The organism is Pseudomonas sp. Irchel 3E19 (assembly GCF_900187585.1).
In the GTDB taxonomy this organism is placed as follows: Bacteria; Pseudomonadota; Gammaproteobacteria; order Pseudomonadales; family Pseudomonadaceae; genus Aquipseudomonas; species Aquipseudomonas baetica.
On the sequence record NZ_FYDT01000046.1, the window covers coordinates 1 to 14,037 of the forward strand.

Sequence of the window (14,037 nt, forward strand, 5' to 3'; positions counted from 1 at the left end):
CGAGGTGCTCGCGGCGGCTAAAAACGCAGAAATACGCGGATGATCTGATCGTTTTGGTCGATTCGCCGTTTTCAAAATCAGCGGAGGCTGAAGTCAGCCAGAAAAGCGTGACTACTTCAGACCATCCCTAGCTGGGGATCCTGGTTGTCATACCGGAACGTCCGTGACAGGTGGCAGCAAAAACGACTATACGGTTCTGTTTTGGCGGACTCAACCTGACTTGATTGCAAAATATGCTGGGCCTGCCCCGTACTCAATGAATAAAAAATACATTCGTAACGCGAAGGTCGCAGGTTCGATTCCTGTCTCGGGCACCACCGTTTTCCTCACTCCCGCTCATTGCCATGCGGATTTATGTTCCGCAGGTCAGCTTTTTGTGGGAGAGATGTAAAGACCCGTGTAATTCGTCATGCAAACGTCCTATATTCGGTGCCTGCATGAGCATCGCTTAGCAGTTTTCAGATGATCCCGAATGGTTCCGAAGGCCGGGCTAACCGCGTCAGAGAGATCCTTGATGATCCAGATCCATCTTCCATTCTTACGATCAGCGAGAACGCCATGACCGAATTAACTCAAGAGCAACGCCACGAAGAAGCGCTTAAGAAATACATCCTGGACGTACCGGATCTGAAAGAAGAGATCAAGGACCTGAGTCCCGATGATCAGAAAGACCAGATCCAGTGGGCGTTCGAAGATGAAGCCGAGGCCCAGGGCTTGCAGCCGTGGGAGCTGACGCTCAAGTACACGAGCACTCCTGAAGAATTCGAGGCGCAGCGTCTCGTATTGCATAAAGAGGCCGCCGAAGTACTGGGCGTCGAGTGGGACGAGTACTGCGAGATGAACAATCTGGTGGTCTGAAACAAAAACGCCAGCCTCAACCAGGCTGGCGTTTTTTATTGCGTGCAGTCTTCAGAGACTGAGGCGCATCGACAGATCCACCGCCTTCACATCCTTGGTCATCGCACCAATCGAGATGTAATCCACACCCGTCTCGGCGATTGGCAGCAGTGTGCTTTCGTTGATGCCGCCGCTTGCCTCCAGTTTCGCCTTGCCGCCGTTGAGGCGTACGGCTTCGCGCATGTCGTCCAGGCTCAGTTCGTCGAGCATGATGATGTCGGCGCTGGCCGCCAACGCTTCTTTCAACTCATCCAGGCTTTCCACTTCGATTTCCACCGGCTTGCCCGGGGCGATCTTGTGGGCGGCGGCGATGGCTTGTGCAATGCCACCACTGGCCGCGATGTGGTTTTCCTTGATCAGGAAGGCGTCGTACAGGCCGATGCGATGGTTGTGGCAGCCGCCGCAAGTCACCGCGTATTTCTGCGCCAGACGCAGGCCCGGCAGGGTCTTGCGCGTATCCAACAGCTTGACCTGCGTTTCGCCGACGAAATCCGCCAGGTACTGCGCGCGGGTCGCCACGCCCGAAAGCAATTGCAGGAAGTTCAGCGCGCTACGTTCACCGGTCAGCAACGAGCGGGCCGGGCCTTCCAGATGAAACAGCGGTTGATTGGGTTTGACCCGCTCGCCATCGATCACCTGCCAATGCACCGCGACCCGCGGATCGAGCTGACGAAACACCGCATCGACCCACGCAGTGCCGCAGATGATGGCGTCGTCGCGGGTAATGATAGTGGCTTTGGCCAGACGTTCGGCCGGGATCAGTTGCGCGGTGATGTCGCCGCTGCCGATGTCTTCGAGCAACGCACGGCGCACGTTGGCTTCGATTTCGGCGGTCAAATCGGCGAGACGTAGATTCGGCATAACGGGCTCCACAAACAAAGTGATTCGATTATAGGGGCATGGCGCGAGCCAACCCAAGGTGAGAACACGCGTGCTTGACTGCATCTGGTCGATTTTCTTTGAGCAAACCCCGTACAGACGTGGTCACTGAGAGGGGACAGGCATAGGGGAAACCCTGACGACTATGGCGCCGGGTACAAGTTATGAAAGATAATTCGCCTTGCATTTGACGTCATAGCTTTGACGTCCTGATTGAACTTGTGGGAGCGAGCCTGCTCGCGAATACATTCTTTCAGTGACATTGCTGCGGCTGACACACCGCTATCGCGAGCAGGCTCGCTCCCACAGGGATCCGGGTTGGCTTGACCGAACGAATCACCGCTTCAGGAGGCTTGGATGCACAACGACGGGAAAGTAGTGCCTTTGCACAAGGCCGCTACCGATCAGGCGAATCACTCGCCGCTCGCCCGCCTGCCTGTGATTCTGCTTCAGGTTCGCGACAAGGCTGCCCAGCAACTGCGTCACGGTTTGCAGGAGCTGTTCGATAACGCCGATGACACCCTGTTTGAAATGGCCGACCGGGCGCGCAACGACGTCGAACAGAACATCTTTTTCGAAGCCATGCGCGACTTGCGCCTCAAGCGCAAAAACATCGAACGGGGCTTTCTCGAACTGTTCTTCGATGCCTTTGTCGGCCTCACCCAATACGATCCCGTGCACAACACGCTGCCACTTCCGTTGATGCACGAAGACTCGGCACCGCGCACGGATGACATGGAGCGTAATGTCGCGGTGGAGACCATGGTCGGCCGCGTACTCAAACGTGACGGCTTTGCCCTCGATCAACTGACCGCGCGCCTCAACGCATTGCTTGGCAATACCCTGGACGATCAATGCAATCCGCTCGGCCCGGCGCTGCTCTGTGAGTTCTTCTTGCAGGCCGGTCGCAACCTCGGTGTAGAGATCAGGGTCAAGTTGATCCTGCTCAAACTGTTCGAGCGCTATGTGCTGGCCGACACCGAACAGTTGTATGCCGAAGCCAATCAGTTGCTCAGTGCCACCGGCGTGCTACCTGAACTGAAACCGGCTCCTGCACGCCGCGCGATCGATCGCGCGGTGGCCAACGTAAATAGCGAGGAAAGCGACGATCCGCCGCCAGCAGACGAAGGCGTGCAGGAAGTCTTCGCCGCGTTGCAGGAGTTGCTGTTGCACGTGCGCGGCAGCGTCGCGCCGACTCTGGAACCGAGCGCCGCTACACAGCCGATCACCACCCGCGACCTGCTGCGCCTGCTCTCGCACTTGCAACAATATGTGCCGGCGCTGGCGTCGCATGACGACTTCGATCTGCGCAATCAGCTTGAGCAACTGCTGACGCGGGTCAGCGTCAAAAGTGGCAAATCGCGGATCGTTGGTGGGGCTGACGAAGACGTGATCAACCTGATCGCCATGGTCTTCGACTGCATCCTTGAAGACCGCAATGTGCCGGACTCGCTCAAGGCGCTGATCGCCCGCTTGCAGATCCCGATGCTCAAAGTGGCGGTGCTCGACAAAAGCTTCTTCAGTCGCAGCAGTCATCCGGCGCGGCGGCTGCTCAACGAAATTGCCGAAGCGGCGATGGGTTGGGGCGATTGTGATGGCGAGGCGCGCGACAGCCTGTATCTGCGCATCGAGCAGGTGGTGCAGCGCCTGCTCACCGATTTTGACGATGATCCGGCGATTTTTTCCGAATTGCTCGCAGACTTTCTTGCCTTCACCAGTGATGAGCGTCGGCGCAGTGAATTGCTCGAGCAGCGTCTGCGCGATGCCGAAGAAGGGCGGGCGAAAACCGAGTTGGCTCGTCGGCGAGTCGAGTTGGCGTTGAATCAAGTCCTGCTGGGCAAAGTCCTGCCGCCGTCGGTGGTAGCGTTTGTGCAGGACGCCTGGAGCAAGGTGCTGCTGCTGACCTGCCTCAAGCATGGCGATAAGTCCGCTGAGTGGCAGGCCGATGTGCAAACCCTGGAGCAACTGATCTGGAGTGTGCAGCGCCATGATGATGCTGACGCTGACATGCGTCTGCTGGCACTGGTGCCGGGGTTGCTGAAGTCGTTGCGTGACGGATTGAGCCGTTCGGCATTCGATCCGTTTGCCACCAGCGAATTTTTCAGCGAGCTGGAAGCGCTGCATGTGCGTGTGCTTGAACCGCGCACGGCGGCTGATCAAGCGGCGCCGGCACTGATCGAGGTCTCGCGGCAGATCCTTTTGCAAACCGCTGACGAGGCCACGATGGCGCTGACCTCGGGGCGCCTGTCTCAGGGCGCCGCCGGTCTGCAACAGGTTGATCAATTGCGCGTGGGCGGTTGGGTGGCGTTTCAGGAAGACGAGGACAACACCCTGCGCTGCAAGCTCGCAGCGATCATCGAAGCCACCGGCAAGTACGTGTTTGTCGACCGCACCGGGATGAAGGTGCTGGAACGCAGCCGCATCGAACTGGCGCTCGAATTCCAGCGTGGTGCGGTGCGCGCGCTTGACGACACCTTGCTGTTCGACCGGGCTCTGGAGTCGGTGCTGGGCAATCTGCGGCGACTCAATCGCGCCAAGTGATCGCGCGCCGGGGGCCGATCACGGCATACTGGGCGCCAACACAGTCGGCGTTGAAGGAATCGTTATGCAGCTGGATCCCGCTAGCGGGTGGTGTCACGGGGTGCAGGTCTGCCCATCGCCCAACTTCAATGAACGCCCTGCGGGCGAAATTTCCCTGTTGGTGATCCACAACATCAGCCTGCCACCGGCGCAGTTCGCCACCGGCAAGGTGCAGGAATTTTTCCAGAATCGCCTGGATGTCACCGAACATCCCTACTTTGCAGGGATTGCCGACCTACGGGTCTCGGCGCATTTTCTGATCGAACGTGACGGCAAGGTCACCCAGTTTGTCTCCTGTCTTGAGCGGGCGTGGCATGCGGGTGTGTCTATTTTCGAAGGGCGCGAAACCTGTAACGATTTTTCCGTGGGCATCGAGCTTGAAGGCACCGATGATCTGCCGTTCACCGACGCGCAGTATCAGGCGCTGACCGTGCTGACCCGCCAGTTGCAAAGCGCATTTCCGGCCATCACCGGCGCACGTATTTGCGGACACAGCGACATTGCACCCGGGCGCAAGACCGATCCTGGCCCGGCATTCGACTGGGCGCGTTACCGCGCAGCCCTGGCACAAGAGGAAGGACAATGAGTTTTCTGGTGTTACTGCTGGCGCTGTGGATCGAGAAGTTCTCGGCCCTGCGTCACCGGGTTCAACGCGATGGCGGATGGATCCGCGAACTGAACAAACTCGAAAGCAGCGAGCGTCTGGCCAAACAGCCATGGCTGGTGCTGACGATTCTGGTGCTGTTTCCGGTGGCGCTGCTCGCGCTGTTGCTGGTGGTGCTGGAGCCGGTGGCGTACGGCTTGCTCGCGCTGCCATTGCATCTGCTGGTGGTGATTTACAGCCTGGGGCGCGGTGATTTGCTCGGCGGTCTCGGGCCGTTCCGTGATGCCTGGCGGCGTGAGGATCTGCAAGCGGCGGCCCACGTGGCCAAGCGTGATCTGGATATCTGTGCCGACAGCGGCGAGCAATTGCTCGACCGGGTACAGGGGCATCTGTTGTGGCAGGCCTATCAGAGTTTCTTCGCGGTGATCTTCTGGTATTTCCTGCTCGGTCCGGTGGCGGCGTTGGCTTATCGCTTGCTGGCGCTGGCCGAAGAGCATGGGCACAACCCGGCGCTGGTCGAGCGTGCCGCGCAGTTGCGCCATGCCTTCGACTGGGTGCCGGTGCGTCTGTTGGCGGCAAGTTTCGCGTTGGTCGGCAATTTTGTGGCGGTCAGCCGGGTGATGTTGCATGAGTTGCTGAACTGGAACATCAGCGCCGCGCAATTGATCAACAAGGTTGGATTGGCCGCAGGGGAGATCCCGCCTCCTGCGGTTGGCCCGGAAGGCATCAACACCCTCGATTGCCTGTGGGAACTGCTGCTGCGCGCAGCGGTGCTGTGGTATGCCGGGTTTGCCTTGTGGACCGTATTGATTCACTGATGTAAAGCAAGATCAAAAGATCGCAGCCTGCGGCAGCACCTACACTGGGATCGAGTTTTTCCTGTAGGCGCCGCCGCAGGCTGCGATCTTTTTTGCCGTTAACCTTAAGTTACAAAGCCTCCCTCCGATTTGCGCTATACAGAGATGGCGCCCGATAGTGGCTATCTGCTGTCTCTGCGCGCCTGCCAATAAAAACAAGAAAAACCAAGGGAGACTTCCAGTGAAGAGCTTGCTCTATCCCGCCGTCTCGCTGATGAACCGTCTGAGCTTCGGCATGAAGTTCAGCCTGATCAGCGTGCTGTTTCTGGTGCCGATGCTGGTGACCAATTTCTATCTGGTGCGCGACTCTTATCGCGAATTCCAGGGCACCCGGATCGAACTGCAAAGCCTCGATCTGCTGGGCAGTAGCCTGAGCCTGCGCCGGGATCTGGAGACCCTGAACAATCTGGTGCAGATCGACGTCACCCTCGGCCAGTCCGGCAAGGCCGGTAACGTCGAAGCGCAGATCACCACCCTTGAACAAGCCGTTTTGGCGCGCCTGCAAGGGCTCACGGCAATGACCGATGATCCCGAGCAGATCAAGGTGTTTGACGGCAAACGCGATGAAATGATTGCCGCATTCAAAGCCCAGCAAGCGGAAAACTCCCTGCAAAGCAAAAGTGCCTTGATCGGCAAATTGCTGGCCAGTGCGCAGATATTCAGCCAGATCATCACCAGTCAGGCGGGGCTGAGCCGCGACAACCAGAGCGATATCCGCCAACTCAGCGAACTGGTCACGCTGATTACGCCGACCGTCACGCAAACCCTTGGCGAAGGCCGGGCCATGGGCTCGTATTCGTTGGGTCAGGGCTTTCTCAACAGTTCGTCGAGCACCCGTTTTGATGAGTTGCTGGTGCAGATCGAAAAGCTCCAGGCCGAGTACGGCTTGAAGCTGCAGGACGCGCTGGGCTCCAGCACGGCCGCGCGTGAAACCCTCAGCGCTCCGGCCGAGGCCAGCAAGGCCTCGCTGAAACAGGCCAGTGAATTATTCGAAGAACAAGTGGTGATGGCCGATACCCTTGATGCACCGTGGCAGGCGTTTTACGACCAGGTGACCGGACTTATCGACAAAACCTGGCAGCTCAACGAAGCCACCCTGAAATTCCTCGACACCCAATTGCAGCAGCGTCTGGCGCAGAACCGCACGCACATGGTCTTGCAGGCTGTGGCGTTGTCGGTGGTGTTTGTGCTGATTTTCTATCTCTACGGCGGCTTCTATGCGTCGACCCGCACCACACTCAAACGCCTGGGCGCGATGATGGACAAGGTCGCGGCCGGTGACATGACCGTTACCTTCAAAGCGAACAGCCGCGATGAACTGGGCGAATTGGGCGAAGTGTTCAACGGCACGGTGCGCAAGATTCACGACTTGATCGAGCGGGTAGGGCACACCGTCGGCGAGGTCGAGCGTCAGGCCGGGCAAGTTGAAAACGTTTCTGCGCAAAGCAATCAGGCGGTCGCCGGACAGCGCACGCAGATCGAGCAGGTGGCGACGGCGATGAATCAGATGTCGGCGACTTCACTGGAGGTAGCGCGCAGTGCAGCGGCGGCGGTGAGCAGCGCGCACAGCGTGAACGACGAGACCATCAATGGTCGTGGCCTGGTGGAATCGCAGCAAGGCAGTATTGCCGCCCTGGCCAGCGAGATCGATCAGTCGGTGCTGGTGATCAATCAACTGGCCAGTGACAGCCAGTCGATCAGCCGCGTGCTGGAAGTGATCAAGAGCATCGCCGAACAGACCAACCTGCTGGCGCTCAACGCCGCGATAGAAGCCGCCCGAGCTGGCGAGCAGGGGCGCGGTTTTGCGGTGGTGGCGGACGAAGTACGCACCCTGGCCAAACGCACGCAGCAATCGACCGAAGAGATAGAGCAGATGATCGCCAAGCTGCACGGCGGCGTCGGCGCGGCGGTGAAGGCCATGGGCGTCAGCCATCAGATGGCCAACGGCACGGTCGGCCAGTCGGAGAAGGTTCAGCAAGCGTTGGAAAACATCCTCGGCGCTGTAGGCATGATCGTTGATCAGAACCAGCAGATTGCCGCTGCGGTGGAGCAGCAAACCGCGGTGGCCCATGACATCGATCAGAATATCGTCGAGATCAACCGCGCCGGTGAGCGCACGGCGCAAGGTGCGCATCAGACTGAAGATGCCAGCCGGGCGCTGTCTGCGCAGGTGGTGGAACTCAAACAATTGATCAGCGCGTTTCGCGTCTGAGGCACGGGCGAAAAACTGTGGGAGCGAGCCTGCTCGCGAATGCAATCTGCCAGTGACATCTTCGTCACCTGACACACCGCTTTCGCGAGCAGGCTCGCTCCCACAAGGTTTTTTTACCAGCCAAACACTTCACAGCTGTTGGCAGTGCTGGCGGTAGCCAGTTGTTCAGGGCTGATCTTCATTAATTCGGCCAGCGCCTCGCAGATCGCCGGCAAGTGCGCCGGGCTGTTGCGCTGACCGGGAAACATCGCGGGCGCCATGTCCGGGGAATCGGTTTCCAGCACAATCGAATCCAGTGGCAAATCCGCCAGCACCCGATGCATGCGCAACGCCTGCGGCCAGGTCGGCGCGCCACCCAGACCGAGTTTGAAACCCAGCTTGATGTACTCGCGCGCTTCTTCACGGCTACCGGCAAAGGCATGGATGATCCCGGCTCGCTTCAGACGAAAACGCTTGAGCGTGGCAATGACCGCCGCGTGACTGCGGCGCACATGAATCAGCGCCGGTAATTCAAAGTCCGCCGCCAGCTGCAGTTGTGCGTCGAACAGCGCCTGTTGGCGCGCGCGGTCGAGGGTTTCGATGAAGTAGTCCAGACCAATCTCACCCACCGCGCACAACTGCCGATGACCGCGCAATCGCGTCAGCCAGTCACCGAGCGCCAGCACATCTTCGGGGCGATGCTGATCGAGATACACCGGATGCAAACCGAACGCTGCGTACAAGTCAGCATCGCTTTGCACCAGATCCCATACCCGCTGCCAATTACCCTCATAGACTCCCAGTACCACCATCCGCCGCACTCCGAGGGCGCGGCTTTCGGCCAACAACGCCGAGCGGTCGGCGTCGAAGTCGGGGAAGTCGAGGTGGGTGTGGCTGTCGATCAGCTCCACGGTTCAGTCCCGGTGAATACGCTGCTTGAAGGTACGGGCAATCGCTTGCACGCCGGGCTTGTATTCCGATTGCTCGACGGCGGCCAGTGCCAGTTCCAGCGCCTTGTCGGCGATCAACTGGTGCTGCTGGGCCATGGCGTTGACCGGCAATGGTAGGAAGTCGAGCAATTGCGTGTCGCCGAATGTGCCGAGGCGCAACGGGCGGGATTTGAGCGGGAAGTCATGCAGGGCGTCGAACACGCCCTGCAGCAGCACGTAGGAAGTTGTTACCAGCGCATCCGGCAAATGGCCGAGGCGTTGCAGGAGTTCTTCCATCAATTGCTTGCCGCATTCGCGGCTGAAGGATTCGGCGTGTTCGACCAGCACTTCGCCTTTGAAATCGACCAGGGCCTGGGTGAAACCAGCGGCACGTTCCTGGCTGATGCTCAGTTCCGGGCGGGCACCAAGCAGGACGATCTGTTTGAGCTGCGGTTCGAGCAGGCTCTGGGTCAGGTGCAGACTGGCCTCGCGGTCGTCGCTGATCACCGAGCAGAAATGCTCGGGTTCCATGACCCGGTCGATGGCAATGATCGGCAGACCCTTGGCCTGCAACTGGCGGTAGCTGTCATCCCCGGCCGGCAGGCAACTGGCGACGATCAGCGCATCGCAACGGCGCGCCTTGAACAGTTGCAGCAACTGGCGCTCGCTGTCCGGTGCATCGTCGGAGCTGGCGATCAGTAACTGATAGCCGCGTGCCCGCGCACCTTGTTCCAGCAGTTTGGCGATCCGCGCGTAACTGGGGTTTTCCAGATCCGGTAGGATAAAGCCCAGCGTGCGGGTATGCCGACTGCGCAACCCGGCCGCTTGTGGATTGGGCGTGAAGCCGTGCTGCTCGACCACCGCACGCACCCGCTCGACGGTGGCGGTGCTGATGCGTTGCTGTGCGGCTTTGCCATTGATGACGTAGCTGGCGGTGGTCACGGACACGCCGGCCAAACGCGCGATATCACTGAGTTTCAACCCGGTATTTCCTTGTTTTTTCGAGCGTACGGCGAGATTTTCGCCAATCCTACCCGATTCGGGCAGACGACCATTGTCGCAACGCATCCGACAAGTTGGACTTCAAGGATGAGACATTATCGAGTAACGTGCCGATCAATCTAGATTAAACGTTTCAGCAAGCGTATTTTCTACGTTTTAGGCGCTTTTGGCCGGTTCTGCCGTGAAACCGCCAAAACTGCCCCTGAAAAGGAAGCTGACAAGCGCCTAAGCTGCAACCATCCAAAACAATACCTGGCACCTTCATGTGCCAAAAAGGAGATCGCATGCTCGAGCTCACTATAGAGCAGATATCCATGGGCCAATCGGCTGTGGATAAACCCGCTGCCCTGCAATTACTCGCCAATCATCTGGTCGCCGATGGATTGGTCGCCGACGGATACCTGGCCGGACTGCAGGCCCGGGAAGCCCAGGGCTCGACCTTTCTTGGTCAAGGTATTGCCATCCCCCACGGTACCCCCGAAACCCGCGATCAGGTGTTCGCAACTGGCGTGCGCCTGATGCAGTTTCCCGAGGGTGTCGATTGGGGCGATGGCCAGATCGTTTATCTGGCTATCGGCATTGCGGCCAAATCCGACGAACACCTGCGCCTGTTGCAACTGCTGACCCGGGCCCTCGGCGAGACCGATCTGGGCCAGGCCCTGCGTCGCGCCAGTTCGCCCGAAGCACTGTTGAAGTTGCTGCAAGGCGCGCCGCAGGAACTGGCGCTGGACGCACAGATGATCGGCCTCGGTGTTGCTGCCGACGATTTCGAAGAGTTGGTTTGGCGGGGGGCGCGTCTGCTGCGTCAGGCCGATTGCGTGAGCAACGGTTTTGCTGGCGTGTTGCAGCAAGTCGAAGCGCTGCCGTTGGGCGATGGTCTGTGGTGGCTACACAGCGAGCAAACCGTGAAGCGTCCGGGGCTGGCCTTCGTCACCCCGGACAAACCAATACGCTATCTCGGTCAACCGCTGAGCGGTCTGTTCTGCCTGGCCAGCCTCGGCGAAGCGCATCAGGCCTTGCTTGAGCGGCTGTGCGCGTTGTTGATCGAAGGTCGCGGCCATGAACTGGGCCGCGCCACCAGCAGCCGTAAAGTCCTTGAAGTGCTGGGGGGCGAGTTGCCTGCCGACTGGCCGAGCGCACGCATCGCCTTGGCCAACGCCCACGGTCTGCACGCACGCCCGGCGAAGATCCTGGCGCAACTGGCGAAGAGTTTTGATGGCGAAATCCGTGTGCGCATCGTCGACGGTCAGGACAGCGCCGTATCGGTGAAGAGCTTGAGCAAACTGCTCAGCCTCGGCGCTCGTCGTGGTCAGGTGCTGGAGTTGATCGCCGAACCGAGCATTGCTGCCGACGCATTGCCGGCTTTGCTCGCCGCCATCGAAGAAGGCCTCGGTGAAGAGGTCGAGCCGCTGCCCGCCGTGAGTCAGCAACGCGAAGTCATCGCCGATATCGCCGAAGTCGTCATCGCCCCGACGTCCGGCACTCAGTTGCAAGCGATTCCCGCGGCACCGGGCATCGCCATCGGCCCGGCGCACATTCAAGTGCAGCAAACCATCGAATACCCGCTGCGTGGTGAGTCCGCCGCGATCGAACGCGAGCGTCTCAAGCAAGCGCTGAGCGATGTGCGCAGCGACATTCAAGGCTTGATCGAACGCAGCAAAGCCAAAGCCATCCGCGAGATTTTCATCACCCATCAGGAGATGCTCGACGACCCGGAACTGACCGACGAAGTCGACACGCGCCTCAAGCAAGGCGAAAGCGCTGAAGCGGCGTGGATGGCAGTGCTCGAAGCTGCGGCCAAGCAACAGGAATCGCTGCAGGACGCGTTGCTCGCCGAACGGGCGGCGGATCTGCGCGACATTGGTCGCCGTGTCTTGGCGCAATTGTGCGGCGTGCAGACGCCGAACGAGCCTGAGCAACCGTACATTCTGGTGATGGACGAAGTCGGCCCGTCCGACGTGGCGCGGCTCGATCCGGCGCGAGTAGCGGGGATTCTCACCGCACGCGGCGGCGCCACCGCGCACAGCGCCATCGTCGCCCGTGCCCTCGGTATTCCCGCGCTGGTCGGTGCAGGTGCGGCGGTGTTGCTGCTCAAACCAGGCACGCCGTTGCTGCTCGACGGTCAACGCGGTCGTCTGCATGTCGACGCCGATGCTGCGACCCTGCAACGCGCCAGCGAAGAACGCGACACCCGCGAACAACGCCTCAAGGCTGCTGCCGAACAACGCCATCAACCGGCGCACACCACCGACGGCCACGCCGTGGAAGTGTTCGCCAACATTGGCGAAAGCGCTGGCGTCATCAGCGCGGTAGAGCAGGGCGCCGAAGGCATCGGTCTGTTGCGCACCGAACTGATTTTCATGGCCCACCCGCAAGCGCCGGATGAAGCCACTCAGGAAGCCGAATACCGCCGCGTTCTCGACGGCCTCGCCGGTCGACCGCTGGTGGTGCGTACGCTGGATGTCGGCGGCGACAAGCCGCTGCCGTATTGGCCGATCGCCAAGGAAGAAAACCCGTTCCTCGGCGTGCGCGGCATTCGCCTGACCTTGCAGCGTCCGCAGATCATGGAAGCGCAATTGCGCGCCTTGCTGCGTTCGGCGGACAACCGTCCGCTGCGGATCATGTTCCCGATGGTCGGCAGCGTTGAAGAGTGGCGTCAGGCTCGCGACATGACCGAGCGCTTGCGCCTGGAAATCCCGGTCGCCGATCTGCAACTGGGGATCATGATCGAAGTGCCGTCCGCCGCGTTGCTCGCGCCGGTCTTGGCCAAGGAAGTCGACTTCTTCAGCGTCGGCACCAACGACCTGACCCAATACACCCTGGCCATCGACCGTGGTCACCCGACGCTGTCGGCCCAGGCTGACGGCTTGCACCCGGCGGTGCTGCAACTGATCGACATCACCGTGCGTGCGGCCCATGCCCATGGCAAATGGGTCGGCGTGTGCGGCGAACTGGCGGCCGATCCGTTGGCGGTGCCGGTGCTGGTTGGCCTCGGCGTCGATGAGCTGAGCGTGTCCGGTCGCAGCATTGCCGAGGTCAAGGCGCGCATCCGCGAACTCAGCCTGACCCAGGCGCAAACCCTTGCTCAACAAGCCCTCACCGTGGGCAGCGCCAACGAAGTGCGTGCATTAGTGGAGGCCCTGTAATGGCCAAGATTCTCACCCTGACCCTCAACCCGGCGCTGGACCTCACGGTCGAGCTGCCAGTGTTGGCTGCCGGTCAGGTCAACCGCAGCGACGAGATGCACACCCACGCCGCCGGCAAAGGCGTGAACGTCGCGCAGGTGCTGGCCGACCTTGGCCACCAACTGACGGTCAGCGGCTTTCTCGGCGAAGACAATCTGCAAGCGTTCGAGACCCTGTTCGCCAAGCGCGGTTTTGTCGATGCGTTTGTCCGTGTGCCGGGCGAGACGCGCAGCAATATCAAAGTCGCCGAGCGCGATGGCCGTATCACTGACATCAACGGCCCGGGGCCGGTGGTCGATGCTGCGGCGCAGCAGGCTTTGCTCGATCGTCTGGTGCAGATCGCGCCGGGGCACGACGCGGTGGTGGTCGCCGGCAGTCTGCCGCGCGGCGTGACTGCACAGTGGTTGCGTGAGCTGATCGAACGGCTCAACTCCCTCGGCCTGAAAGTCGCCCTCGACTCCAGCGGTGAAGCGTTGCGCCAAGCGCTGAAGGCTGGCCCGTGGCTGATCAAACCGAACACTGAAGAACTGGCTGATGCGCTCGGTTGCGAGGTGGTCTCCCACGCCGCCGAGGCGCAGGCAGCGGCGCAGTTGCACGCTCAAGGCATCGAGCACGTGGTGATCTCCCACGGCGCTGACGGCGTGAACTGGTTCAGCGTCGGCTCGGCGCTGCATGCTTCACCGCCGAAGGTCAGCGTCGCCAGTACCGTCGGTGCCGGTGACTCGCTATTGGCCGGCATGCTTCATGGGTTGCTCAGTGCCGATACGCCTGAGCAAACTTTGCGCACTGCCACGGCGATTGCCGCGATGGCGGTGACCCAGATCGGTTTTGGCATCAACGACGCCGCGCAACTGGCGCAGCTCGAACAGGGTGTGCGCGTGCGCCCCCTGACAGAACAATAAGAGGGTTTGTC

The 14,037-nt window shown here is 60.6% G+C and carries 10 protein-coding genes; 7 read left to right on the plus strand and 3 right to left on the minus strand.

Annotated elements, in window-relative coordinates; all coding sequences use genetic code 11:
* The first annotated feature begins 558 nt into the window (after positions 1–558).
* On the plus strand, positions 559–858 hold the full coding sequence (locus tag CKW18_RS23030; protein ID WP_095190902.1) for a DUF6388 family protein: 300 nt from the start codon (positions 559–561) through the stop codon (positions 856–858).
* A gap of 51 nt (positions 859–909) precedes the next feature.
* Here the strand turns inward: CKW18_RS23030 and nadC are convergent, their stop codons facing one another.
* Entirely contained in the window at positions 910–1,758 is an 849-nt protein-coding gene (gene nadC / locus CKW18_RS23035) for a carboxylating nicotinate-nucleotide diphosphorylase (protein ID WP_095190903.1), read from the minus strand.
* A gap of 375 nt (positions 1,759–2,133) precedes the next feature.
* Here nadC and CKW18_RS23040 point away from each other — a divergent pair, with 375 nt between their 5' ends.
* From CKW18_RS23040 to CKW18_RS31560, 4 genes are all read left to right on the plus strand, one after another.
* Positions 2,134–4,317 carry a DUF1631 domain-containing protein gene (locus CKW18_RS23040; RefSeq protein ID WP_095190904.1) on the plus strand — a complete coding sequence of 728 codons (2,184 nt, stop codon included), beginning with the start codon at positions 2,134–2,136 and terminating at the stop codon, positions 4,315–4,317.
* A 64-nt stretch (positions 4,318–4,381) separates the two neighbouring features.
* On the plus strand, positions 4,382–4,942 hold the full coding sequence (gene ampD, locus CKW18_RS23045; RefSeq protein WP_095190905.1) for a 1,6-anhydro-N-acetylmuramyl-L-alanine amidase AmpD: 561 nt from the start codon (positions 4,382–4,384) through the stop codon (positions 4,940–4,942).
* A complete protein-coding gene (ampE, locus tag CKW18_RS23050) occupies positions 4,939–5,778 on the plus strand; it encodes a regulatory signaling modulator protein AmpE (protein WP_095190906.1) in 840 nt (279 codons plus the stop codon). Before ampD ends, ampE begins: the two co-directional genes overlap by 4 nt.
* A gap of 1,546 nt (positions 5,779–7,324) precedes the next feature.
* Complete coding sequence (locus CKW18_RS31560; RefSeq protein ID WP_371857645.1) at positions 7,325–8,029, plus strand: methyl-accepting chemotaxis protein; 705 nt, start codon at positions 7,325–7,327, stop codon at positions 8,027–8,029.
* Positions 8,030–8,142: 113 nt separating this feature from the next.
* Here CKW18_RS31560 and CKW18_RS23060 read toward each other — a convergent pair whose 3' ends face one another.
* On the minus strand, positions 8,143–8,919 hold the full coding sequence (locus CKW18_RS23060) for a TatD family hydrolase (protein WP_095190908.1): 777 nt from the start codon (positions 8,917–8,919) through the stop codon (positions 8,143–8,145).
* A 3-nt stretch (positions 8,920–8,922) separates the two neighbouring features.
* Positions 8,923–9,918 (minus strand): catabolite repressor/activator, encoded by a 996-nt coding sequence (cra, locus tag CKW18_RS23065; protein WP_095190909.1) that lies wholly within the window; start codon positions 9,916–9,918, stop codon positions 8,923–8,925.
* 305 nt (positions 9,919–10,223) lie between these two features.
* Between cra and ptsP the strand changes: the two genes are divergently transcribed.
* Both ptsP and pfkB read left to right on the plus strand, forming a co-directional pair.
* Positions 10,224–13,085 (plus strand): phosphoenolpyruvate--protein phosphotransferase, encoded by a 2,862-nt coding sequence (gene ptsP / locus CKW18_RS23070; RefSeq protein WP_095190910.1) that lies wholly within the window; start codon positions 10,224–10,226, stop codon positions 13,083–13,085.
* Entirely contained in the window at positions 13,085–14,026 is a 942-nt protein-coding gene (gene pfkB / locus CKW18_RS23075; protein WP_095190911.1) for a 1-phosphofructokinase, read from the plus strand. Before ptsP ends, pfkB begins: the two co-directional genes overlap by 1 nt.
* Positions 14,027–14,037 lie beyond the last annotated feature (11 nt).

Coding starts and splice junctions, on each gene's coding strand:
- CKW18_RS23030 (WP_095190902.1), top strand. CDS start 559: ATGACCGAATTAACTCAAGAGCAACGCCACGAAGAAGCGCTTAAGAAA.
- nadC (WP_095190903.1), bottom strand. CDS start 1,758: ATGCCGAATCTACGTCTCGCCGATTTGACCGCCGAAATCGAAGCCAAC.
- CKW18_RS23040 (WP_095190904.1), top strand. CDS start 2,134: ATGCACAACGACGGGAAAGTAGTGCCTTTGCACAAGGCCGCTACCGAT.
- ampD (WP_095190905.1), top strand. CDS start 4,382: ATGCAGCTGGATCCCGCTAGCGGGTGGTGTCACGGGGTGCAGGTCTGC.
- ampE (WP_095190906.1), top strand. CDS start 4,939: ATGAGTTTTCTGGTGTTACTGCTGGCGCTGTGGATCGAGAAGTTCTCG.
- CKW18_RS31560 (WP_371857645.1), top strand. CDS start 7,325: ATGTCGGCGACTTCACTGGAGGTAGCGCGCAGTGCAGCGGCGGCGGTG.
- ptsP (WP_095190910.1), top strand. CDS start 10,224: ATGCTCGAGCTCACTATAGAGCAGATATCCATGGGCCAATCGGCTGTG.
- pfkB (WP_095190911.1), top strand. CDS start 13,085: ATGGCCAAGATTCTCACCCTGACCCTCAACCCGGCGCTGGACCTCACG.